Raw genomic sequence first — 24769 nt, 5'->3', positions numbered from 1 at the left:
TGTTCCGATGATGCGCAAACTGACGTTCATTTTTGTACTTGCAATATTGTTCGGTGCATTTTTAGTTGTGAATCCGTACCTGAGCAGGCCGGAGGAACCACCGTCGTTGGAAGACCGGCTTCCGGATGCCGATTTTATGGCAACAGCTGATTGCATCCGGCTGGCAAAAGAAGTGAGCGGAATGCTCTATTATTACAAAGTACCTTACCGCGACTTCTTGTCTCCTGAATTTATCCTCTCCCAGGCCAAAGCGTACGGAATATACATCCAGAATCCCATGTACTTCTTTGCAAATAAAGACGGAGAATTCGGTATTCTTGCAGAACTGAATGATAGTACAAAGTTGAACCAGGGAGTTGAGAAACTGAAGCACTTTTTTGATGTGAAGGAAATGCATGTCGCCAAACAAAAGGTATACAAGATTCAGGATTTTGATTCGTATGTTTTCTATGGAAATGACTACATCTGCTTTTATAAGGGAGATTCGCTGAAACAACACATTCGCAGAATTACTGAAGCAAAAACCAATCAGGTATCACCCACCTGGATTGAGCTGATCAATCAGCAACGTTACCTCAATAAAAGCATGGTTTTGTATTCCCGGCTGGACGACTTTCAACAGATCAGCATTGATCAGGCAATTGCGTATCCGGTTCTCGACTCTACGCATGTCTATTTCTACGCCTACCTGGCAAGTAAAGACACATTGCCGTTTAAATTAAAAAATGAAGGCAGTGGATTTGTCCAGGGAGAATTTACAAAAAGTAATATTTCCATTCACCTGGACCCGACATACCTTCAGCAACATCCGGAGCATCCATTATACACATATCTCATCCGGCAGAGCGCCCGGATTCGCTTTCCGTTCAAGGAATTTATGAAGTATTGGAACGGAGACCTATCATTTCAACAGGGAGGATGGATCAACATCGATGAAAAATTTATTGAATCGGAACTGGATGAGGATTTCAATGTCACAGAAGTCGTGAAAACACGCCAGGTAAAAGTTCCCGGATTTGCTCTGAACTATTCATTGAAAGAAAAATCCCTGAATTTTCTCGAAGTAATTAAATCAAAGGGGTTTTTAACGGAACAGGAAGGAAAATATCACTTATTGTTATCGCCCCCGTTGAATTTCATGGAGAACAAAGATTTTTCCCACACATTTTACGCCGCGAAGGCTCCCCCGAAGATGGTAGAATCAAAAAAATCATACGTAACCTGGACCCACAGAGGAACTCAATACACGGTAATGGTCGACAGTTTGAAAACGTTCGAATTCTACGGAAACTTAAGTTTTAGTATGGAGCATATCTTTTCCCGGAAAAACTTAACCGATAATTTCTAATTTTTTTGTTTGAACCAGGTCAATTCAGATGGATTGACTGTAGCGACAACACGAAAACCGACAGTTGTTGAAGAACCGGTATAGGCCTTTGTACTTTGATTACGGATATCATAGGGAGCATCATACCAGGATCCTCCGATTACTTCGTTTTGATCCTTGAGTAGCTCTGCTACATTACCGTTCATGTTATAAATCCCGAATCCGTTTTGCCAGTATGATTTTGCAGGAGCAATGATATCTGCCAGATCTTCCGGATCATTGATGTCCGGATAGACAGGTTCGACTACAAATTCACCCTTTTCATTTCTGGCAATTGATGTTTCACCGATACGAACAAAATTTGCAAGAAACTGCCCCTGGGAATTTCTGACATAAGGTTTGCCCCAGGTATAAGATGCATTCAAATTATCACCGCATGCTGCACGAATCCACTCTGTTTTTAAAGGAAGTCGGAATGTGATTCGCTGATCTGAAGGCAGAAGCGCATTGTATTTTTCAGTCAACCATTCACAGTAGAGTTGTGCTCCTTCTCTGGAAATATTTACAACAGCATAGTCTTCGTATGCTGGGTGATTGTGGTAATAATGTGCATATTTTTCGTTTAATGCTTTCCCTTTAGCCAGTTGAAGGAATCAATTTTTGCAACCGCGTATTTTTCATGCTCACCAGTTGCAATCAAATCTTTCAAAAACAAACGATAGTCGAGATTGGTTACTTCCGTTTTGGAAACTAAAAAGGATTGTACAGAAACAGTGTCAGCATCCAGCTTCACTAAACCGGAGGGTACAAAGCCGAATTGTTCGTTGACCTGTTTGTTAACCTTTGATAGCGCTGGTAACTTGCTTGTTTGTGTGAGGGATACGATTCCCGATCCGATCAGAATAACAGCGGAAGAAAATAAATATGTTTTCATAGAAATAAAGAGTTGAATTCTATGAACTATAACCCCCAAAAGTGAGAAATGTTACACAATCAATTGATTATCCATCGATTTGTTGATCGGCATCTTTGATAAACAATGCAATTTCCGAAATGATTTGTGCTTTTCGTTCTTCTTTCGGAGCAGGATCTTCCAGGTATTCTTTCAAGTGCCATTGTGCCTCCAGAATATGACGCTCTTCGATTTCACCGTTCAGGTTTTCTAAAATCGTCAGACAGTCCAATGCCTCCAGGAAATCACCTTCACAAGCAATCAATACAAAATCTGCAAGGTAGTTGGTGTAGTCAAGAGATGTATTCCAGATCGTTGAAAGCAATAGCTGGCGTACAGGTAAGAAATGCTCGTCACGGATTACTTCAATCATCGTATCTACCGTAGAGGTGTCTTTTAAACTCGAAAAAATTTCCAGAATTTCTTTTTGATGGTTTCCTGTCTCCCGGTCTTTCAATAATAATTCTGCCAGCGGCACAATGACCGTTGCATCTCCATCCGATTTTAATCCGCTTAATGCTTTTTTTACCTGCTTTTCATCCGAAGAAGCTAACAATTCGATAATCTGTTTTACGTTCACGCGACCATTTTTTTAAGGTGACAAAGGTACGATACAGTTAACACATGACAAAATCGGTAAATCATCTTTTCATCAGAAAGATCAGTTATTCAGTTTACACCTCCTGAAGTTTAGCTTTCTACATTTGATAATTGAAGCATTGATAATTGACCAGTCAACATTCATAATTCAACATTCATAATTCAACATTCATAATTCAACATTCTTCAAATAATCGTAACTTCGCAGTTTTAGAAATACAAGTAGTAAAACGGCAATTATCAAAGACAATGAAAGTTTCGTACAATTGGTTGAAGCAATACACAACAATTACAGCAACTCCGGAAGAACTGGACAAAATTCTTACGGATACAGGCCTGGAGGTGGAAGGAGTTGAAAAAATGGAAGCCATCAAAGGAGGGCTCTCAGGAGTTGTCGTTGGCGAAGTACTGGAATGTGAGCAACATCCGGATGCCGATAAACTGAAAGTAACAACAGTAAACATCGGTGCCGGTGAACTGTTGCAAATTGTTTGTGGTGCACCCAATGTTGCGAAAGGACAAAAAGTAGTTGTTGCAACAGTTGGTACAACGTTGTACCCGACACCCGAAGAAGCATTTAAAATCAAAGTATCGAAAATTCGCGGCGTTGAGTCCTTTGGAATGCTATGCGCAGAAGATGAACTGGGACTGGGAAAAGGACATGACGGTATTTTGGTACTGGATGACTCCCTGGAACCGGGAACACCTGCCGCTACTGTATTTGAGTTGGAAGACGATTATACCATTGAAATTGGTTTAACACCCAATCGCGCAGATGCGATGGGACATATCGGCGTTGTTCGTGATTACATTGCATACGAGAATGTTCACAACGGAAAAAAACTGACCTTGACTTTTCCGGCATTAAAAAATCTGGAAGCAAAAAGCCAATCAGCAGTTGTGTCGATTGAAGTGCAAAACAGCGAATTGTGCCCGAAATATGCTGGGATAACCATTTCAGGAGTCGAAGTAAAACCTTCTCCCGCGTGGCTGCAAAAACGATTGAGAGCAGTCGGGTTATCCCCGATTAATAATATTGTGGACGTGACTAACTTTGTGATGAGAGAATTGGGAACACCACTGCACGCATTTGATGCTGCCGAATTGAACGGGAAAATCGTTGTGAAAACAGCGACATCCGGAGAAAAATTCGTCACGCTGGACGGAGTTGAACGCACCTTGTCAGAAACGAACCTGATGATCACCAACGGAGATAAAAACCTCTGTATTGCCGGAGTTTACGGAGGATTGGATTCAGGAGTAAAAGATACCACGACAACCGTATTTATTGAATCAGCGTATTTCAATCCTGTTTCTGTCCGCAAAACAGCCAAAGAGCACGGACTAAATACCGATGCATCTTTCCGGTTTGAACGAGGGGTTGACCCTGCGTTGACAGAATATGCATTGAGACGCTGTGCTTCATTGATCCTGGAAGTTGCCGGTGGAGAAGTAGCAATGAGTGAAACAATTGTCGGTTCCACCGTAACGGATCGGGAAGTTCCGTTCAATTACACACGTTGCAATCAATTGATTGGTGCCGTACTTCCAAGAGAAACGGTAGATGCTATTTTAAATAACCTGGATATTACAATCCGTTCAGTAAATGGAGCCGATGCGATCCTGATTGTACCTGCGTACCGCGTAGATGTGACGCGCGAAGCGGATGTAATTGAAGAAGTATTGCGAATTTACGGATTCAATAACATTCCGCTTCCCGAAAAAATGAATATGTCAGTAAGTGTGTTCCCGAAACCGGATCTTGAAAACGTACAAGCAACAATCAGTGAGTTCCTGGTCGGGAAAGGATTTCACGAAACGATGAACAATTCCCTGACAAAATCAGTTTATGTTGAGAAATTAGGAGGGGAAGTTCTGAAGCCGGAGTACAATGTTCCGATTCTGAATCCGCTTTCCAATGATTTGGATGTGATGCGTCAGTCATTGATCTTCAATGCGCTGGAAATGGTGGAACACAACCAGAACCGTCAAAATTCCGACTTGCGGTTGTTTGAATTTGGAAAAGTATACCATAAATACGCGCAATACACAGAAAATAAGCGTTTACTCATTGCTGTTACAGGGAAAAAATATGCTGAAAACTGGAATGACGCATCCGATATACATAGTTTTTACAGCCTGAAAGGAATCGTTGTTGCTCTGTTAAAGCGATTAGGATTAGAGAAATTTCTCAAAGAGAAAGCAATCGAAAAGGGAGAATTGCTGGATGGAGTTCAACTGTACCTTTTGAAAACAAAAATCGGGGAAATCGGATTGATTTCCGGGAAGTTAAAAAAGGCATTCGGAGTGAAGAACGATGTGTTTATCGCTGACCTGGATTGGGATGCAATTCTTTCGTCGTTGAAAATGAACAAGATTATATACAAGGAATTGCCGAAAACATTTGCTGTGAAGAGAGATTTCTCATTGCTGCTGGATACGGCCGTTACCTATTCAAGTATTGAGGAAATTGCCCGCAATGCGGATAAAAACCTGTTGAAAGAAGTCGGGTTGTTTGACGTCTATGAAGGTAAGAACCTTCCGGAAGGTAAAAAATCCTACGCTGTCTCATTTGTGTTCCAGGATGCTGAAAAAACATTACAGGATGTACAGATTGATACCGTGATGAATAAGATTCGCAAAGGACTGGAAGAGCAGCTGGGAGCGGAGCTGAGATAAGAAAATAACTTGCTGTTGAAACGAACAGAGCAACCAGTGAATCACCAGATGGATTTACATACCCGGATACGATCAAAATTGGAACAGCGGAAGGCAAACGAAACCTTTCGTTCTCTGCTGTGTGATCAGTCAGGAGTGGATTTTTGGTCCAATGATTACCTGGGATATGCACGAACTACATCCGGTGCTATTGCTGAAACAGGCGGAAGTACTGGTTCGCGGCTGATTTCGGGAAACAGCGATTATACAGAACAAACCGAGTGCGGGTTAGCAGTTTTTTTTAAAGGCGAGGCGGCATTATTGTTCAATTCCGGCTACGACGCTAACCTTGGAGTGCTATCCTGCCTGCCTCAAAAAAATGATATTGTTATCTACGATGAGCACATCCACGCCAGTATGCGGGATGGAATCCGCCTGTCATTTGCAAAAAGCTATGGATTTCAACACAATTCACTTACCGATTTAGAAAAGAAACTTCAGATAAACCCGGGGGAGAACGGGGTCAGGTTTGTATGTATTGAGTCACTTTATTCCATGGGAGGGGATATGTCTCCACTGGTTCGTATTATTGAACTGTGCGAACAATACAACGCCTATCTCTTATTGGATGAAGCGCATTCGGGAGGTGTATATGGTGAGTCGGGAGAAGGAATTGCCGTAGCCCTGGAATGTGAACACCGCATTTTTGCCCGTATTGTGACCTTTGGTAAAGCATTTGGTTGTCACGGGGCAGTCGTTATAGGCTCCGGTGAGTTACGGGAATACCTGGTCAATTACAGTCGCTCATTTATTTATACAACAGCACTTCCTCAAAGTGCTGTTACTCACATTCGCCGGTCGATCCGAAGAAACGACTTCCATGAATCCCGGAAACAACTGTTCCGAAACATTCGGTATTTTCGCGACTTGTGTGAACAGCAAAACATAGTGACCGGTTCAGAAGTAAATTCCCCGATTCAGATGATTCGCATCGGAGATGCAGCAGCAACACGTGAACTGGCAGATCGTTTGCAAACCAACGGGTTTTTGGTAAAAGCGATTGTTGCTCCGACTGTAAAACAAGGAGAAGAAGCCATTCGGGTGTGCATTCATGCGTTCAATACGGAAAAGGAGATCAAGGGGTTGATTTCTAAAATCTTGATTGATTGTTAAATTTGAGAAAATAGATGCCGCTTTTCGATTTTTAAGTTATATTTCATTCTACATTTGCGGCGTTTTTTAAACTTTTGAAGTGAAACACGGAATAAATAAAGTTACAGCTGGATCATTGTTAGTTGCCCTTGGTATTATCTATGGAGATATCGGAACAAGCCCGTTGTACACATTCAAGGCAATTATCGGGGGAAAACCCGTCAGTGAAACCATTGTTCTGGGAGGAATTTCGTGTATATTCTGGACGCTGGTATTGCAAACAACCGTGAAGTATGTCTGGTTGACACTAAAAGCAGACAACCAGGGAGAAGGAGGAATCTTTTCATTGTATTCCCTGGTGAAGCGGTATGGAAAACACATGATTGTTCCTACAATGATTGGTGCTGCTGCACTATTGGCCGACGGGATGATCACACCCGCTGTCTCCGTTACTTCAGCTATCGAAGGATTGACCAAAATTAAAGGGCTGGAGCACATTTCAGTGGTTCCCATTGTCATTGCGATTATTTCCGTTATTTTCTTTTTACAGCGCTTTGGTTCCCAGAAGGTAGGAAATGCGTTCGGCCCCATTATGACCGTCTGGTTTTCGTTATTGCTGATTCTGGGAATCAGTCAGATTGCAGTAAACCCGTCTGTGGTAAAAGCCTTGAATCCCTATTATGCTTATGAATTACTGGCAAATTACCCGAACGGATTCTGGTTGCTCGGAGCGGTATTTTTATGTACTACCGGAGCAGAAGCACTTTATTCAGACCTGGGGCATTGCGGAAAAGAAAACATTCGCCTCACATGGGGGTTCGTAAAAACATGCCTTGTCGCCAATTACCTGGGACAGGGAGCCTGGATGCTGCAACACAACGGGTCGATGTTGCATGGAAAAAATCCGTTTTTTGAAATTGTTCCCGACTGGTTCCTGCTTCCGGGTATTATTATTGCCACATTAGCAGCATTGGTTGCATCGCAGGCATTAATCAGCGGATCATTTACATTGATCAACGAAGCAATCAACCTGAATTTCTGGCAACGTGTGGCGGTAAAACAACCCACTGAAACCAAAGGACAGATTTATATCCCGAGCATCAACGCTATTTTGTGGGTCGGATGTATCATCGTCATTCTGTATTTCCAGGATTCCTCGCGAATGGAAGCTGCATACGGTCTTGCAATTACCCTTGCCATGTTAATGACAACCTATTTGCTTTCGTTTTTCCTGATGTACAAATTGAAATGGAACAAATTTATTGTGTATGGATTGTTACTTGTGTTCGGAGTAATAGAACTTTCCTTTTTCGTGGCAAACGCGTTGAAATTTAAAGAAGGCGGTTACATCACGGTGTTCATTGGAGGACTCTTCTTTGTGGTCATGTACGCCAGCTACTTCGCGCGAAAGATCAACATTCGCTATACAAAATACGTTGACTTAAAAGAACATTCCGAAAAATTAGTGGAGTTGAGCAATGACAAAGAAATTCCAAAAATTGCAACGCACCTGGTGTATCTTTCAAAAGCTGAAAGCCGGAATAATATTGAAGAACGGATTATTCATTCCATCTTTGACAGGAAACCAAAACGGGCGGATGTGTACTGGTTTTTGCACATTAACCGGACCAATGAACCTTATACGCTAAATTACGAAGTGTTTGAATTAATGGATGATAAAGTCATCAAAATTGTCCTCAACATCGGTTTCCGGATTCAACCGAAGACGGAACTGTACTTTCAGCAGATCATTGATGACCTGATTGCCAATCAGGAACTAAATATGCACTTGCGTAACAATGTATCTTCCAAATACAATTCATCCATTGATTTTAAATTTATTATCATGGAGAAATACCTTTCCGTTGACAATGAATTCCGGCTGAAAGAATCGCTGATTCTCAAAATCTATTTCCTGTTGAAGCGTTTGTCGCAAAGAGAAGAGAAAGCATTCGGGCTGGATCGCTCCGATGTGTCCATTGAATCTGTTCCGTTAGTTTATCAACCTACATCATTGGAGGAACTGACGCGTAAGCAGTAAAGAATAGCAGTTAATCTCTTTAATTTTACGATGCCGGCGATCAAACAATTCAGATAAAATAATGACACATTTAGAAATTGTATACCAGGATGAGCACATTGTTGCCATTAACAAGCCACATGGATTATTGGTTCACCAATCTCCGATTGCAAGAGATGCGGAAGAATTTGCATTGCAATTATTGCGCGATCAATTGGGAAGAACCGTGTATCCTGCGCATCGACTGGATCGAAAAACAGCAGGAATATTGCTCTTCAGTCTAGATAAAGAAACGGACCGGATCATGCAACAGAAATTTCAGAACAGAGAGATAGATAAGAAATATTTAGCATTGTTACGCGGATATGCTCCTGCTGAACAAACGATTGATTATCCGTTGAAAAAAGAAGACGGCACGATCCAGGATGCGGTAACCCATTTCAAAACGTTGGAATACTTTGAATTGCCTATTCCTTTCGGGAAGCATCCTTCTTCCAGGTATTCACTGGTGGAAGCAGCTCCTGAAACGGGACGAATGCATCAATTGAGACGCCATTTTGCACATATCTTTCATCCGATTATCGGCGATCGTCCGCATGGTTGTAATAAACAAAACAAATTTTGGCTGGAACATTTTCAGATGAACACCATGTTATTACATGCATCCGAATTGACGTTCAATCACCCACATACATACCAGAAAATAGAATTAAAAGCACCCGTTTCCAGTGAGTTTGAACGGGTATTGGTGACGTTGTCGAAGAAGTGAGGCACATGTCCTCCCCCTTCATCCCCCTCCAAAGGAGGGAATATACGTTCTTCGTAAAGTAATTTTCGATAGTAACTTCTGAAAATCAATGTGGAAATTTGTTTTTTGAGGAAAATCTGTTTCCCCCTTTGGAGGGGGATGAAGGGGGAGGAAAAGGCCTCTCGATCACTCGTTATTCCTCTAGCAAATCAGGTCGTCTTTGCTTGGTGCGCTCGAAGGCTTGTTCTTCCCGCCATTTTTCAATCTTGCTTGGATCTCCTGACAAGAGAATATCAGGAACCTTCCATCCGTTGAACTCCGGTGGACGTGTATAGACCGGCGGTGCAAGTAATCCATCCTGAAAACTATCCGTTAATGCAGATGTTTCATCGTTCAAAACCCCCGGAATCAATCGTACAATCGCATCAATCAATACAGATGCAGCAACTTCACCACCGGATAAAACAAATGAACCGATGGAAATTTCTTTTGTAATGTAATGTTCGCGAACCCGTTCATCCACCCCTTTGTAATGACCACAAAGAATCATTAGATTATTCTTAAGTGAAAGTTGGTTACACAAGCCTTGCTCCAATACCTCTCCGTCCGGGGTCATGTAGATGATTTCATCGTAGGTTCGTTCTGATTTTAACTGATCAATAACTCGGGCAATAGGTTCAATTGACATGACCATTCCCGCTCCGCCTCCGTATTGATAGTCATCCACATTTTTATGCTTGTTGGTCGAATAATCACGGATATTGTGGAAGTGAATTTCAACGTGGCCTTTATCTTGTGCACGTTGCATGATGGAAGCCGAAAAAGGGCTTTTCATCAATTCGGGTAAGATGGTAAGAATATCAATACGCATGAGACAAATTTAATGAAAACATCGGTGTAATTACTGAAAAATAACCCGCATTACGTTTCCGAAATAAAGCTCTTTTCCGGATGTGGTTTTCATCCACAATTCATTTACTTGAGTCGCGTGTTCTGAAAAATACAAGTTAGCCAATTCATTCAGTTGTTCCAGTGAAAGCTGAGGCGAATAGGTGTTGACAATCAGGAAACCTCCCGGTTGAATTAATGAAGCGGTGCTTGAAAGCAATTCATCCATTTTTTCTTCCAGTTTCCATTTCTCTCCTTTCGCACCAATTCCCCATGCCGGAGGATCCATGATGATTCCTGTGTACCGGTTACCGCGTTTTTCTTCCCGCTTTGCAAATTTCAACGCATCTTCAGCAACCCACTTGATGTTGAGCAGACGCGATAAATCCATGTTGTCCTTTGCCCACGAAATAAGTTGTCTGACCGAATCAACATGAACCGTTTCTGCCCCATTGTAGCGTGCCACAAGCGATGCAGCACCGGTATAGGCAAATAAATTCAGGAACCGGTCATCCTGTCCGATGTGTTTGTCTATGAAATCCCAGTTGGTGCGCTGTTCCGGGAATAACCCAAGGTGTTTGAACTTGGTCAGAGAAAGCTTGAACTTCAATCGCTCGTAGCCAATTTCCCAGCTTTCAGGTGCTTTCGGTTTCAGTGCTTTCCACTTTCCTGCACTACCTTTCTGGACAAATTCCCAATGTGCCATTTCATTCCATTTATCAAATGGAATTTCACTCTTAAAATACGCCTGAACTTCTGGACGAATGGTAATAATCTTTCCCCAACGTTCCAGTTTCTTTCCACCTCCGGCATCAATTAATTCGTAATCGGCCCATCCCTGGGTGAACAATTTTTTCTGACTCATCGATTGTTACCTGCGCGGCATTTTTTTGCGGCCACCCATCATTTGAGCCATGCGCATCTGGTTAGCGGAAGGAGCCATTTTTAACTGGTTTTGCAACATCACGATCTGATCTTTTAACATCCCCGAGTCGTCAATTTTCTTTGCCTCCGCCAGCAATTGTAATGCTTCCTGCTTTCTTCCTGTTTGTGCACAAACTCCTGCCAGGTGCATCCGTGCAATGGCATTGTCATGTTTTGTTCTCAAGCCGATTGCCAACGCTTTTCGAAGTGATTGCTCCGTTTTAGAAAAGCCGTTTTCCTGCGCACCAAGAACCGCTTGCATATATATGACATACGCACGTTGCTTCTTCGGTAAGAACTGAGGGGCTGTAATCTTATCAAAATGGTGTTTTGCTTTTTCCTGGTTTCCTAAACGCATCTGGTAAAACGCCAGGATAATCCGCTCGTGACGAAAGAAAAAGATACCGATAAAAGCCGTTACTAAAATCATAACAATTCCCCATCCCCAGTATCCGTTCATGAATAAACTAACTGTCGCCCAAAGAGAACCTAGTGCCAATGCACATTTAATAAAAAATCCAATCATTTTGTGTGTAATTTATGCTATTTTTTCTTTTTTCCGGTCATTGCTTCTACAAGCTTTTCCTTATCTCCTTCTTCCCAATGATCCTGCAAATCGAGGTTGACTTTGATCACTTTAATTGAACAATTGGTATTCACTTTTGCTAAGTCTTCCCAGACCTTTACGTGATCTTTATTTAGTTTGCCCGACCATGTTGTCCAGTAAATCAGCACATAAAAATCAGACGGTTCCACTGCTTTTAATACATTCCCGTTGAGATCTCGGTATTTGGTCCATATTTCACTGAGGGAAATACTATCAGGTTGATTATAAGTCGTATTTAACTTCAAATCCGGGATGAACTGAAATAAACCTGCATTGCATGATGTGTCAGTCGCACGGTATTCGATGTAGTTTCCGTTGCGGTCATAAATCAACGCATCCGGAATTCCCGCTCGTTTTAGCTCGTGTACAAAATCCCGGCTGTGTACGGAAACAATATTCGTTGTATCCATACCGAATGCATGCGCCTTTTCACGAATGGTTTGTGCATTCTCCAACTGCGGCTTTGTCATGCCGTTCATTTTCATTGCAATGGACTTGCAACCGATCAATCCAAGGACAGCAATCCCGATTACGATAATTTTTCCCATGAATTCTTAGTCAATTGTTGCGATGCATTTTAGCTCAATCGCGATTGGTGTCGGTAATGAGTTGATTTCTACAGTTGTCCGGCATGGCTGATTGTCTTTGAAATAGTCGGCGTATAACCGGTTGTAAGTATGGAAGTCACGTTTCATGTTCGTAAGAAAAACAGTTACATCAACCAGGTTGTCCCAGGAAGACCCGGATTCTTCCAGAATAACGCGAACATTGTCAAACACACTGCGGCATTGTGCTTCAAAATCAAAGGCTAAAAAATTTCCGTTTTTATCCAGTTGTAATCCCGGAACACCTGAATCGGAAGCATCTGATCCGGCAGTTCTCGGTCCTACTCCGGAAAGAAACAACAAGTTGCCGACTCTTCTTGCATGTGGGTATGAACCAACAGGTTTGGGCGCTTTGTTTGTAGAAATTTTAGAATGATCCATGTCAAAATTTTGCACAAAGATAGCCTTTTTGAGATTGATTTTATGCTGAAAATGATGACAAATTAAATCCACTGCAATTTTTGCTGTATTTTCTTTGCTTTCAACTTCGTTAAAATATTGTACTTTTAGCTACTTCAATATGAATGATGGGCATGACTCGGATGTACGTTCTCTTTCTTTTTATCTGTGTGAATACATTGGTAGCAGCACAATCTGTTCAAAAAAAAGAAGCGCAGATAAAAGAAGCGTATTCGAAAGAAAAGAACCTCTCCAAAAAATTCAATTACCAGTTGGATTTGGGAAAGTACTATCAGAATACCAATATCCGGAAAGCAGACTCAATCAAAGATGAGTTGATCAATTCGAGTATTGTATTGAACGATTCCATTCGTTTGGCAGCATTGATTTTTAAAGCTGAAATAGAATCAATGACAGGAGACCGGAACGCGTATTTTGCAACGGTATTAGGGTGCCAGCCCTTTTTGAACAGGGTCAGCGATGAGGCAATACAGTTGGAAATTTACAAGCATCTGGGGAATTACCACTTGTTGAATAAAGAACCCGAAACAGCCGATTTTTACCTCAAAAGAATGTTGAAAGCCGCAAAAGTCCTGCATTCGAAGCAAGATTTTGCACGAGCACACTTGTTGTTGAGCAGAAATTTTATGATGAGTAACCTCAAGGATTCGGCATTGAACCACATCGATGTTGCATTGCAGTACGCCAGGAGAACCTCCAATAAAGCAATCTTAGCAGAATGTTTTCATCAACAGGCGTCCACTTATAAAACATTCGGACAGTTGGAGTTGGGAGTAGCGAAAGACATCCTCGCATTGCAAATTGCCAATGAAATCAGGAATTACCATCAGATTGCCGTTTTTTCAATTGAAATCGGAAAATCCCAGTTTTCGATTCATAACCTGCAGGAAGCGGAATATTATTTCAAACAAGCCCTCGAAAATGCCAACAGGGTTAGTGACGATCGCCAGCGGGGATTGGCTATGGTTGAACTTGCAACCATCTACTTTTCCAGGAAAAATTACAACGATGCCATCCAAAACTGTCAAAAAGCAATTGATATTTTTGAAGAATTGAACACACAGGAAGGACTTGGAAATGCGTTCAATATCCTGGGGATTATTTACCGGGAGCAAAAAGAATTTAATAAAGCGGGAACGCAGTTCAACCAGGCGTTGATTTACTATGAATCCATTGGTGACCTGAAGCAGATTGCGACGGTGTATCACAATGTAGCAACCGTTTTTTATGCACAGAAAAAATATGAAAATGCGTTGAATTACCTGAACCGGTCATTGGAAATAAGTAAGGTGTATGGCCCTTCTTTGCAAATTTACAATACCTACCGCGTCATGTCGGACGTATACAAAGATTTGGGGTATACAGGCAAAGCATTGGAATACATGACGATTTATACCAATTACATGGACAGCAGTGCAACGGAACAGGCGACGGGTAAAATTGCCGAATTGAATGAGCTGTACCGGGCTGAACAACGCGACCGGTTGATTTTATCACAGGCGGATTCGATTGAACGCCAGCGCCAGGAAAAAGCATTGACGTCGACACAGTTGGAAAACGTTCAGTTGAGAAGCAATTTTCAGAAGTACGTCATCCTGGGGTTTGTACTGATCATTATTTTGTCGGGAGTGATCATTTACAACCGTTGGAACCAGACAAAGATTAAACAGCAGCAGCGGGAGGCCGAAATGTCGCAAACATTGCTGCGTGCGCAGATGAACCCGCATTTTGTTTTCAATGCCATGTCTGTTATTCAGAGTTATATTTATGAAAACGACACCCAAAATTCATCCAGGTTCCTGGTCAATTTTTCCCGGTTGATGCGATTGATTCTTGAGAATTCACCGAAAGAAGAGATTCCGATCGCATTGGAAGAAGAAATTTTGCTCAAATACCTTGAAACACAAAAACTGCGCTTTGAAGATCGGTTTGAATTTACTATATTTATATCGGACGAATTGCGATTTGAAGGAGCGATGATTCCTCCGATGATCACGCAGCCATTTATAGAAAACTCGATTGAGCATGGACAGTTGCATACCATTCCGGAAGGCGGGTTTATTAATGTCTATTTTCAAAAAAACAACCAGATGCTGGAAGTAATTATTGAAGACAATGGTGTTGGAAGAAAAGGCGCCGAAAAAAATAAAAAAAGCCGTGAACATAAAAGCATGGCAATGAACATCACTTCTGAGCGAATCAATAACCTGAATAAAAAATACCGCACAGAGGGGTATCTGAAAATAGAAGATTACGATAAAGTATTGCAGAGAGGAACAAAAGTATTAATTTCGCTTCCGTACCGAACAGAAAGCCAATCCGTTAATTTAACAGGAAAATGAGAAAAGCATTAATTATAGATGATGAGAACCGTACCAGGGATTTGATTGCCAAAATGATCAACTCATTTGGACTGGATATCGAAGCAATTCCTGCAGGGGAAAATGTTCAGTCGGGAATCCGTGCAATCGAAGAACACCGTCCGGATATTGTTTTTCTCGATATTCAAATGCCTGACGGGACAGGCTTCGACTTGCTGAAAGCGATTCCGGATAAGAATTTTGAAGTGATCTTTATCACGGCACACGAAGAGTTTGCCATCAAAGCAATTAAGTTCAGTGCACTGGATTATATCCTGAAACCGGTTGATCCGGAAGAATTAAAGGCTGCCGTAGAACGTGCATTGGCAGCGATGAATGACAAGCGCGATGAACGCCAGTTTGAAGCCTTGCAAAATAATATCTCGGCACAGCAAAAACGCCGATTGGTATTGAAAACACAGGAAAGTGTACACGTGGTAGATCTGGATCAGATCATCCGCTGTGAATCCGACCGGAATTACACCTCTTTTTACCTTACGGAAGGGCGAAAGATTTTAGTTTCTAAAACATTGAAAGAGTTCGAAACCCTGCTCATTGGTTACAATTTTATTCGCGTCCAGCAGTCTCACCTGATCAATCTGGATTACGTGGATCGCTACAACAAAGGAAATGGTGGTTCCGTGGTAATGCGGGACGGTTCCGAAGTACCGCTGTCTCCAGCAAAAAGAGAGATTTTCTTTAAAATCCTGGAGAATTTGTAATCTGATCACGTATCAAAAAACACATAAACGAAAAAATTACTCACTGATATGAAAACCATTGAAGAACTGAAAGTTGAAAAAACATTTTACCGTAGAGAATACGATAGTTCCGGAAAGCTTGTACGTGCCCCTTACCAAAAAATGGGGAGGAGGGAGCCTGTTCTCGTAACGCCCGGCGTGCGGTTTGGTTATTTTTTACTGGATCTCGTTTTTTATTACATCCTCACATTCATCATAATAACACTTGCCGTTGTTATTTCATTGTCAGCGAATCCGGAAGATTACACGGTAGTTGCGTTTATAACAGAATATGAACGACTCATAAACATGACCTTGTTTTTCCTCTTTTATTTTTCTACGGAATACTTCTTCGGAGGAACGTTTGGAAAATTAATCTGTGGCTATACGGTCATTGATCAGCATGCGGAGAAAATGAACATGGGAACATCACTTTTACGAACCATTTGCCGTTATGTTCCGTTCGAAGCCTTTTCGTCCTTCGGTGAACGGAGCTGGCATGACAAATGGAGCAAGACCTATGTTGTAAAACGAAAAGAACGCGACGAATTGAAGAAACTCCTCAATACCCTTCACGACGACAAAGACCTTCTCGATTAATTCTGCTGCGAAACTAAGATACTGCATTAAACACTTCTTCAAATAGAGTGACATCAGACGATTGTAAGCATGTTTATCATTCTCATTTATAATGCGAAGTTTTGTAAATTATTATGTAGTCAAGTTGTTTTGATAAATTGATAAGTGCTTTGTTTTTGGAGAGGTTGGCCCGATAAATATCGTTATCTAATAATTGTTCTTCAATGTATATTCTTTCCATCTCATCCATTAATGTTTTTAAATCTACTGGTTTTGAGATATTCGCATATTTAAGTTTGTGATTAAGTGCAAGTATTCCTACTCTCCATGTTTTTTCTTTAAAATCTTTATCCATTAATTCATAAAATGATTGATAGCTAATTGTATCCATTTTATATTTCGTTGTAAATAAAGAACTGGCATTTGAGAAATCATGTTTGCTCACAATGTGATCTAATCCTAAGGATATAAAGTGAAGAGGGACTGTAGAATCATATGATTTCATAAAGTTAGAAAGCATAAAAAGATCTCTATCAACACAGATTGTACAGTCAATCATTAACGATTTTTTGAGTGTCCTTAAAATGGCAAGTTCGATTTCTTCATGTGGTATTTCCAGTAGTTTATCAATGTGATTATTTAATATGTTCCTTGTTAAACGATCATTACTTATAAAATCTAAATTTAGAAGACTATCAATCGTTGTGCCTACTTTGCTGTCAAATTGAGAAAGGATAAAAGCTGTTCTACGAAACTCTAATTCAGTATCAATGCCCATTAATTCAAGCTCAATTTCTTTTTTATCGGCGTACTCAATTAATGCTAAAATCATGTCCCTGTAATCTATCCAAAAGTATGAAGGAGGTTCATTTTTTGATTGATATAAATGATGAAACCATTCATAAAAAACAGTTGTGTCTCCTTGTTCCTTTATTTTGTGAAAGGCAAAATTTAAGGTATATGGTAATTCAAAATAGAATGATGCTTTTTCTCCTTTTTTTAGCTGCTTTAGCTGGTCAAAAGTAAATGCTTTAATTTCATCATACTTCTCTTTAATGAAGTGGTTTTCACCGATTAAGAAAATATTCTTATTTGTTTCTGAATCAATTGATTGTGCAAGACATTTTGAACTTAAAAAGAGCACAAAAATTACTATTTTATTAAGCATGGACAGAATTTTAAAATAGAGGAGTAATCATGATTACTCCTCTATAAAATTTAGACTAAAAACCAGTCAGAACGTGAACGACAGCAGATACAAGACCTGCAATTGCATACACATCTTTACCATCTTGTGCTGGAGAATCCGGGGAGTTTAGTGCCCAATATTCAGCACAGGCATCCGCAAATGCAGAAATGGGCCCCATCGCATTTGGCTGAGGATTTTCATTTTCCCAATAATGAGAACTATACCTATAAATTGCAAACGTTCTCAAAACTCTGTTTTTTTGTTCAGAATTCAGATCGGAGCTCTGTATCGTATATTTTTCAACAGCTTTAATAAAGTTGATTTTATCATTAAACTTCATATCATTTGTATATAGAAATGTAGTGCTGACAATCTGAAATTCGTTTTCCTGAATTTTATTTTCTTCCAATAAAGTGCGCAAGACATTTGATTGAAAATTGCCTTCATTATCAAACGATTCAGCGACACCAATTTCACATAAACGAAATAATTTGTCACAATCATTCGAAACATTCACTTTAAAAGCTCTGTTGACTTCTGGTATCTTCGTGCAAATTATTGTTCTATTTATGTCTGGAGACATAATAAATCTTAAAACTTCATTGTGCATATAACCAACATTGTCTAACGGATTGTCCCTGTTTTCAATGCTTACTTCATCACTCTTTACATGATAATTTTCATCTTTTGAATGTGTGTTAAATATCTTTTGAATGTCACTTCTTATTTGGGATGAATCATTATCTTGTTTATTTTGAATACCTTCCTTCTTACACCCAAGAATTCCTAAACCGATTGACCCTAAGAATAGAGTTCCTAAAATTACCTTTTTCATAAGACGTTAATTTTTAAAACATGCCTTTCGACGTTAATTATTTATCATTAAATCATCTTCAAACTTCTGTTTTGCGCTAAAAGGTTCTTTTCTCATTGTAGTTTTCAATAGCTGATCGTGCTTAACCTTTACGACGGTTCGTCCATTTGTGTCTGAAAATCAAATATATGAAAACCATTTAAGAATTAAAAATATAAAAACAGATCACTACGATGAGTGAGATGGGTTAGAAAAAATGGGGTGAAGGCGATCAAGCCTGATGATATCGGGAGTTCAATTTTGGTTACTTCTTATTGAATTTGGTCTTTTATTGCATCATCACCTTTGTCATCATGACAGCTCTCAACTTTCCACTCTTCAATCCTTAGTAGTCTGAATCGCATTTAAAATAATCGCACCGGCTTTTCGAATTTCCTCCTCTGTGATATTCAATGGCGGAGAAAGACGAAAACTGTATGGATGTGATAAGAACCAGAAACTGATCAATCCGTCTTCCAGGCATTTTTTAACGACTTTTTCAACCCGTTCAAACGATTCCATGTCGAAAGCAAACATCATCCCGATCCGGCGCGATTCCCTGATTTCGTCTGATTGACAAACGATGGATTGAAGCAATGCACCCAACCGTTCCACTTCATTGAAATCTACTTCCTGTTCCATCACCTCCAGTCCGGCAAGTGCAGCTGTGGAAATCACCGGGTTTCCTCCGAATGTGGTGATGTGTCCCAACATCGGATTGTAGGTGAATTCCCACAAATGTTCCCGTGATGAAACCAACGCACCAATCGGCATTCCACCTCCCAATGCTTTTCCGAGTGTCAATACATCCGGAACAACTCCGAAATGTTCAAATGCGAATTGCTTGCCGGTACGTCCCATTCCGCATTGAATTTCATCAAAAATGAGCAAAGCACCTACTTCTGTACAGCGATTTCTCAATGCTTGCAGAAATGCGATGGTAGGAATTCGCACTCCCGCATCTCCCTGGATGGTTTCAATAATTACTCCCGCTGTTTTGTTAGTAATCTGTTCCAGCATATCCAGATCATTGTGTTGCAAAAACCGTACATCGGGAAGTAAAGGTCTGAATGCTTCCTTTTTTACTTCATTTCCGGAAACACTCATCGAACCATGCGTACTCCCGTGATAAGACCCTCTGAATGAAATCAGCTCCGTTCTGCCCGTAACGCGTTTCACCAGCTTCAAAGCCGCTTCATTTGCCTCTGTCCCCGAATTGACCGTGTACACACAATTCAGTTGGTCCGGGAGCATCGCAACCAGTTTTTTACACAAGTTGAGGTGCGGATCCTGGATGTATTCCCCATACACCATGACGTGCATGTATTTTTCGGCTTGTTCTTGTACTGCTGTTACAACATGCGGGTGGCTGTGTCCGATATTGTTGACCGAAACACCGGAAATCATATCCATGTATGTCTTACCGCTTTTGTCGATGATGTATATTCCTGTTGCACGCTCAACATCAATTAAATACGGAAATTGATTGGTTTGCCCGGTATAGTGTATAAAATCTGTTGCGTTACTCATTTTTTTAAATCAGAATAAAGATTGCTGTTTGATCAACTCAAAATTAGCTTTTTTAGATAATTTTGCACGTCACAATGTGTTTTTAAGTAAGTAAATTTAGTATCATCTTTATTATACATCCGTCTTATGTTTAGTCAGGATAAAATATTTGGATACAGTCTCGATGAGATTTTCCAGATTACGATTCAGTATGGAACACGGTTCCTGTCGGCGATAGCGCTGTTGATTATTGGTTTCTGGTTGTCGAATATGCTCTCAAGAACCTTGCGGAAAGTATTGACCAAACGCCAGGTAGATGCCGGGCTTGTCAGTTTTTTATCGTCACTTGTTTCCGCGTTGATCAAAACATTGGTGATTGTTACTTCAATTACCCAACTGGGGGTGGAAATGACTTCATTTGTTGCTATCCTTGCTTCGGCGGGACTGGCAGTCGGGATGGCATTTTCAGGAACGCTTTCCAATTTTGCAGGGGGTGTGATGATTTTACTGTTCAAGCCATTTAAGGCCGGGGATTACATCCTGGTAATGACCCAAGAGGGAACGGTGAAAGAAATTACAATTTTTAATACAATTTTAACGACATCCGACAACAAAGTAGTAATTTTACCGAACGGTCCTGTATCCAACGGAACAATTGTCAATTTTTCCAGAGGAACCAACAGGCGTGTTGAATGGAAAATACCATTGGATGATGCCAACGATTTCCACCAGGTGAAAACAATCGTAACTTCTATTTTGGAAAATGAAGACGGCGTATTGAAGACACCTGCTTTTTTCATCGGGTTGGGAGATCTCTCATCATCGTCGTATGTTGCGGTGATTCAGGCATGGACAAAAAATGGAAACCATAGCAAGTTGTTTTATTCGTTGAATGAAGTTATTTTTAACGAACTGACAAAAGCGGGAATCCGATTCCCGGTTTCATCCATGGAAGTAAAAGTAGTGAAGAATGATTGATCAGGATATTGTTGAATTATACAAACACAGCAATCAGTTTGGAAAAGAAATTGATTTGCAGTACGACATTCTGCCGGATGGTGAAGTGATCAACCGCATTACCATCGGTCAAAAACACCTGGCAACACCTGTGGCTGCACATGGTGGAGTAATGGCTGCATTGGCAGATTCAACCCTGGGAGTGGCTGCCCTCGCAGTTTCTCAAAAAAACGGGAACCTGGTTTCAACAGTTGAGTTTAAGATCAATTATCTCAAACCGGCATTGTTGGGAGATACCATCAGGGGAATATCACGTGTGCGCCAGGTTGGAAAAAAATTGATTTTCGTCGAAGCCGACTTTGTCAATCAAAAAGACGAACTGGTAGCGACTGCCAGCGGAACGTTCAATCAATATCCGTTTACAAAAGTCTTTAACTTTTAGCAGATGAATCAACCGTTTCCACCGGATTTTGTCAGTTATGTAGAGCAGGATGCTCACTTAGGAACAAATCTACTGGAAGCGCTCAATACAACTTCTCCGGTTTCAATCCGTAAAAACCCCGTTAAACATATTCCTGTTCTACAGGGAGAAGTACCTGTTCAATGGTGTGAAAATGCGTTCTTCCTGGACGAACGACCTGTTTTTACACTGAATCCTTTGTTTCACGCAGGGACATTTTATCCGCAGGAAGCAGGATCTATGCTATTGGATTACGTATTTCGAACGATTGAACTTCCTCAACAACCGGTTGTGCTGGATTTGTGTGCGGCACCCGGAGGGAAAAGCACACTCATCGCTTCATTCCTGAACGGAAACGGATTGCTGGTGGCCAATGAAGTGATCAACCAACGGGCAAAGGTTTTAAAAGAGAATATTTCTAAATGGGGGTATGCCAATACCATTGTTACCAATAACGATCCTTCCGACTTCACACGCGTAACGGCATTGTTTGATGTGATTGTTGTCGATGCCCCCTGTTCGGGAGAAGGAATGTTTCGCAAGGATGAACAGGCACGTGGAGAATGGTCACCGGAAAATGTGAATTTATGCGCCGGTCGTCAAAAACGGATTGTAGCAGATGTGTGGGATTCCCTGCGCGAAGGTGGTTACCTGATTTATTCTACCTGTACGTTTAATCCACACGAAAACGAAGAAAACATCCGTTGGATGGAAGAAAACCTGGGCGCGGAATACGTTCACATTCCTGCTCCGTTTGATTTTGTTCAGGGGAGAAATGAAACAGGGATTTACGGCATTCCCGGACGTACGCAGACAGAAGGTTTTTTTATTGCTGTATTGCGAAAAACCGGTGAGCGGGAGAAGACGGTCACATTGAGTAAAAATGCCAATAAAGGATTGATCAAATTAAAAGACACGTCTTTTCTGAAATCATGGCTGAGAATGGAGCAAACTCAATGTTTCGCTTGGAATGAGACCATCTTGGCAATTCCTGCCGAATGGGAACACGAATACCGCATCATTCAGGACAATTTACACATTATCAAATGGGGGATTGTCGTAGGAGAAAATGCCCGAAAAGGATTGATACCCGATCATGATTTATTGATGTGTCACACATTGAGAGTCAATTATCCGGAAATTGAATTGGAAGAACAACACGCATTGCATTACCTGCATGGAGATACATTTCAACTGACAGAAACAGCCCCAAATGGATTTGTACAAGTGAAATTCCAAAACGAACCACTGGGATGGATCAAAAACATCGGTAACCGATTCAATAACTTATACCCAAAGGAATACCGCATTCGCATGCGGGTGGATTAATCGTTCAGCTTCAATACCGCTAAGAATGCTTCCTGGGGAACCTCTACACGTCCGACCTGACGCATGCGTTTCTTCCCTTCTTTCTGTTTTTCGAGCAATTTACGCTTGCGGGTAATGTCCCCTCCGTAACATTTGGCAGTCACGTCTTTTCGTAATGCTTTAATCGTTTCACGCGCAATGACCTTTGCACCGATAGCCGCCTGAATCGGAATTTCAAACTGCTGTCTCGGAATCAGTTCCTTTAACTTCAAGCAGATTTTTTTACCCAGATCAAATGCATTGCTTCGATGCACCAGTGCAGAAAGTGCATCTACCTGTTCAGCATTCAATAACAAATCCAGTTTGATCAGATCGGAAGGTTTGTATCCGATCGGGTGGTAGTCAAATGAAGCGTAACCACGGGAAACGGTTTTCAAACGATCGTAGAAGTCGAATACGATTTCTGCCAACGGCATTTCAAAAGTCAGTTCAACACGGTCTTGTGTAAGGTATACCTGATTTTTCAGCTCTCCGCGTTTTTCAATACACAACGTCATAATGGAACCGACATATTCCGCTTTCGTGATGACCTGCGCATTGATATACGGTTCTTCAATTCTATCCATTCCCGCAGGATCCGGCAATTCGGAAGGATTGTTTACAATTAGTAAGTCATCCGGATCTTTCTTCATAAATGCATGGTAAGATACGTTCGGAACAGTCGTAATAACGGTCATGTTGAATTCTCGTTCCAAACGCTCCTGGATGATCTCCATGTGCAGCATTCCTAAGAATCCGCATCGGAATCCAAATCCCAATGCCTGTGAAGATTCCGGTTCAAATACCAACGATGAGTCATTCAACTGGAGTTTTTCCATTGAATACCTCAATTCTTCGTAATCTTCGGTATCTACCGGGTAAATTCCGGCGAAGACCATCGGTTTCACATCCTCAAATCCTTTGATCGCTTCCGTACACGGATTTTCTTTTGATGTAATGGTATCTCCGACTTTTACCTCGTTTGCCTGCTTGATCCCAGAAATAATGTAACCGACGTCTCCTGCGCGGACTTCATTTTTCGGGAAAAGGTCCATTTTCAGAATCCCGATCTCATCCGCATTGTATTCTTTTCCGGTATTGAAGAATTTTACTTTTTGTCCTTTTCGGATTACCCCGTTCTTTACACGGAAATAAGCAATAATACCCCGGAAAGAGTTGAACACTGAGTCGAAAATCATAGCCTGCAAAGGAGCATTTTCGTCTCCTTTGGGAGGTGGTATGCGATTGACAACCGCTTCCAGGATGCGATCAACTCCCAGTCCCGTTTTACCGGATGCAGGAATGATATCATCCAGACGACAACCGATCAAGTCAACGATCTGATCGGAAACTTCTTCCGGCATTGCTCCGGGCAAGTCCATTTTGTTCAGAATCGGAATGATTTCCAGGTCGTGTTCCAATGCAAGGTACAGGTTGGAGATGGTTTGCGCCTCAATTCCCTGTGATGCATCAACAATCAGCAATGCTCCTTCGCATGCAGCAATCGAACGGGATACCTCATACGAGAAATCCACGTGTCCCGGAGTGTCAATGAGGTTTAGAATGTATTCTTGTCCTTCATACTTGTAGTTCATTTGAATCGCATGCGATTTAATTGTAATACCGCGTTCCCGTTCCAGATCCATATCGTCCAATGCTTGTGCTTGCATATCGCGGTCAGAAATGGTACCGGTAGTTTGTAACAAACGATCTGCCAGGGTACTTTTACCATGGTCGATGTGGGCAATAATACAGAAATTTCGAATGTGCTTCATAAACGATTAAAAACGCGTGCTTTCGTGCAACGGATTGCAAAAGTACGTCAAAAATTTTATTCTTGAATTGATATTATTCTCATTTGTTGAAAATCATTA

At 41.1% G+C, this 24769-nt stretch carries 23 protein-coding genes; 11 read left to right on the top strand and 12 right to left on the bottom strand.

Annotated elements, in window-relative coordinates:
* The first annotated feature begins 7 nt into the window (after positions 1-7).
* Positions 8-1348 (top strand): hypothetical protein, encoded by a 1341-nt coding sequence (locus tag H9Y05_RS01915; RefSeq protein ID WP_216713351.1) that lies wholly within the window; start codon positions 8-10, stop codon positions 1346-1348.
* Here H9Y05_RS01915 and H9Y05_RS01910 read toward each other — a convergent pair.
* The 3 genes from H9Y05_RS01910 to H9Y05_RS01900 all read right to left on the bottom strand — a co-directional run bounded on the left by H9Y05_RS01910 (position 1345) and on the right by H9Y05_RS01900 (position 2859).
* A complete protein-coding gene (locus H9Y05_RS01910; RefSeq protein WP_216713475.1) occupies positions 1345-1971 on the bottom strand; it encodes a formylglycine-generating enzyme family protein in 627 nt (208 codons plus the stop codon). The two genes, H9Y05_RS01915 and H9Y05_RS01910, sit on opposite strands and share 4 nt — an antisense overlap.
* Positions 1950-2261, bottom strand: coding sequence for a hypothetical protein (locus tag H9Y05_RS01905; RefSeq protein WP_216713350.1), 312 nt, complete (start codon positions 2259-2261; stop codon positions 1950-1952). Before H9Y05_RS01905 ends, H9Y05_RS01910 begins: the two co-directional genes overlap by 22 nt.
* Before the next feature lie 67 nt (positions 2262-2328).
* Positions 2329-2859, bottom strand: a complete 531-nt coding sequence (locus H9Y05_RS01900; RefSeq protein ID WP_163490414.1) for a hypothetical protein — start codon at positions 2857-2859, stop codon at positions 2329-2331.
* Positions 2860-3032: 173 nt separating this feature from the next.
* Between H9Y05_RS01900 and pheT the strand changes: the two genes are divergently transcribed.
* The 4 genes from pheT to H9Y05_RS01880 all read left to right on the top strand — a co-directional run bounded on the left by pheT (position 3033) and on the right by H9Y05_RS01880 (position 9478).
* Positions 3033-5558 carry a phenylalanine--tRNA ligase subunit beta gene (gene pheT / locus H9Y05_RS01895; protein ID WP_394366337.1) on the top strand — a complete coding sequence of 842 codons (2526 nt, stop codon included), beginning with the start codon at positions 3033-3035 and terminating at the stop codon, positions 5556-5558.
* A gap of 15 nt (positions 5559-5573) precedes the next feature.
* Positions 5574-6710 carry an aminotransferase class I/II-fold pyridoxal phosphate-dependent enzyme gene (locus H9Y05_RS01890; RefSeq protein ID WP_163490412.1) on the top strand — a complete coding sequence of 379 codons (1137 nt, stop codon included), beginning with the start codon at positions 5574-5576 and terminating at the stop codon, positions 6708-6710.
* Between the two features lie 79 nt (positions 6711-6789).
* Entirely contained in the window at positions 6790-8730 is a 1941-nt protein-coding gene (locus H9Y05_RS01885; protein ID WP_216713348.1) for a KUP/HAK/KT family potassium transporter, read from the top strand.
* A 61-nt stretch (positions 8731-8791) separates the two neighbouring features.
* On the top strand, positions 8792-9478 hold the full coding sequence (locus tag H9Y05_RS01880) for a pseudouridine synthase (protein ID WP_216713347.1): 687 nt from the start codon (positions 8792-8794) through the stop codon (positions 9476-9478).
* A 172-nt stretch (positions 9479-9650) separates the two neighbouring features.
* Here the strand turns inward: H9Y05_RS01880 and trmD are convergent, their stop codons facing one another.
* From trmD to H9Y05_RS01855, 5 genes are read right to left on the bottom strand one after another with little or no spacing between them, the layout of a single operon-like run.
* A complete protein-coding gene (trmD, locus tag H9Y05_RS01875; RefSeq protein WP_216713346.1) occupies positions 9651-10328 on the bottom strand; it encodes a tRNA (guanosine(37)-N1)-methyltransferase TrmD in 678 nt (225 codons plus the stop codon).
* A 30-nt stretch (positions 10329-10358) separates the two neighbouring features.
* On the bottom strand, positions 10359-11210 hold the full coding sequence (locus H9Y05_RS01870; RefSeq protein ID WP_216713345.1) for a class I SAM-dependent methyltransferase: 852 nt from the start codon (positions 11208-11210) through the stop codon (positions 10359-10361).
* A 6-nt stretch (positions 11211-11216) separates the two neighbouring features.
* Positions 11217-11795, bottom strand: a complete 579-nt coding sequence (locus H9Y05_RS01865) for a tetratricopeptide repeat protein (protein WP_216713344.1) — start codon at positions 11793-11795, stop codon at positions 11217-11219.
* A 17-nt stretch (positions 11796-11812) separates the two neighbouring features.
* Positions 11813-12424 carry a hypothetical protein gene (locus tag H9Y05_RS01860; protein ID WP_216713343.1) on the bottom strand — a complete coding sequence of 204 codons (612 nt, stop codon included), beginning with the start codon at positions 12422-12424 and terminating at the stop codon, positions 11813-11815.
* 6 nt (positions 12425-12430) lie between these two features.
* A complete protein-coding gene (locus H9Y05_RS01855; RefSeq protein WP_216713342.1) occupies positions 12431-12862 on the bottom strand; it encodes a RidA family protein in 432 nt (143 codons plus the stop codon).
* Positions 12863-13005: 143 nt separating this feature from the next.
* Here H9Y05_RS01855 and H9Y05_RS01850 point away from each other — a divergent pair, with 143 nt between their 5' ends.
* Genes H9Y05_RS01850 through H9Y05_RS01840 form a run of 3 tightly spaced genes read left to right on the top strand, consistent with a single transcriptional unit; the run spans position 13006 to position 16601 of the window.
* Positions 13006-15243 (top strand): tetratricopeptide repeat-containing sensor histidine kinase, encoded by a 2238-nt coding sequence (locus H9Y05_RS01850; RefSeq protein ID WP_163490405.1) that lies wholly within the window; start codon positions 13006-13008, stop codon positions 15241-15243.
* The gene (locus tag H9Y05_RS01845; RefSeq protein WP_163490404.1) at positions 15240-15983 is read left to right on the top strand and encodes a LytR/AlgR family response regulator transcription factor; all 744 of its coding nucleotides are present in this window, start codon (positions 15240-15242) and stop codon (positions 15981-15983) included. The genes H9Y05_RS01850 and H9Y05_RS01845 overlap by 4 nt, the downstream gene beginning before the upstream one ends.
* Before the next feature lie 48 nt (positions 15984-16031).
* Entirely contained in the window at positions 16032-16601 is a 570-nt protein-coding gene (locus H9Y05_RS01840) for an RDD family protein (RefSeq protein WP_216713341.1), read from the top strand.
* An 82-nt stretch (positions 16602-16683) separates the two neighbouring features.
* On the opposite strand, the gene H9Y05_RS01835 is transcribed toward H9Y05_RS01840, so the two are convergent.
* From H9Y05_RS01835 to H9Y05_RS01825, 3 genes are all read right to left on the bottom strand, one after another.
* Complete coding sequence (locus H9Y05_RS01835; protein WP_216713340.1) at positions 16684-17748, bottom strand: hypothetical protein; 1065 nt, start codon at positions 17746-17748, stop codon at positions 16684-16686.
* 55 nt (positions 17749-17803) lie between these two features.
* Positions 17804-18604 (bottom strand): hypothetical protein, encoded by an 801-nt coding sequence (locus H9Y05_RS01830; RefSeq protein ID WP_216713339.1) that lies wholly within the window; start codon positions 18602-18604, stop codon positions 17804-17806.
* A gap of 357 nt (positions 18605-18961) precedes the next feature.
* Entirely contained in the window at positions 18962-20152 is a 1191-nt protein-coding gene (locus tag H9Y05_RS01825) for an aspartate aminotransferase family protein (RefSeq protein WP_216713338.1), read from the bottom strand.
* 126 nt (positions 20153-20278) lie between these two features.
* On the opposite strand from H9Y05_RS01825, the gene H9Y05_RS01820 reads away from it, so the two are divergent.
* Genes H9Y05_RS01820 through H9Y05_RS01810 form a run of 3 tightly spaced genes read left to right on the top strand, consistent with a single transcriptional unit; the run spans position 20279 to position 22877 of the window.
* Complete coding sequence (locus H9Y05_RS01820) at positions 20279-21109, top strand: mechanosensitive ion channel family protein (protein WP_163490400.1); 831 nt, start codon at positions 20279-20281, stop codon at positions 21107-21109.
* Entirely contained in the window at positions 21102-21530 is a 429-nt protein-coding gene (locus H9Y05_RS01815; RefSeq protein ID WP_163490399.1) for a PaaI family thioesterase, read from the top strand. Before H9Y05_RS01820 ends, H9Y05_RS01815 begins: the two co-directional genes overlap by 8 nt.
* A 3-nt stretch (positions 21531-21533) precedes the next feature.
* Positions 21534-22877: a methyltransferase RsmF C-terminal domain-like protein gene (locus H9Y05_RS01810; RefSeq protein ID WP_216713337.1), complete on the top strand. Its 1344-nt coding sequence runs from the start codon at positions 21534-21536 to the stop codon at positions 22875-22877.
* Here H9Y05_RS01810 and lepA read toward each other — a convergent pair.
* Positions 22874-24670, bottom strand: coding sequence for a translation elongation factor 4 (lepA, locus tag H9Y05_RS01805; protein WP_216713336.1), 1797 nt, complete (start codon positions 24668-24670; stop codon positions 22874-22876). The genes H9Y05_RS01810 and lepA overlap by 4 nt on opposite strands.
* Positions 24671-24769: the final 99 nt, after the last annotated feature.

This window comes from Taishania pollutisoli (assembly GCF_014518315.1).
GTDB lineage: Bacteria > Bacteroidota > Bacteroidia > Flavobacteriales_D > Crocinitomicaceae > Taishania > Taishania pollutisoli.
This window is presented reverse-complemented; position numbering and strand designations above follow the sequence as displayed.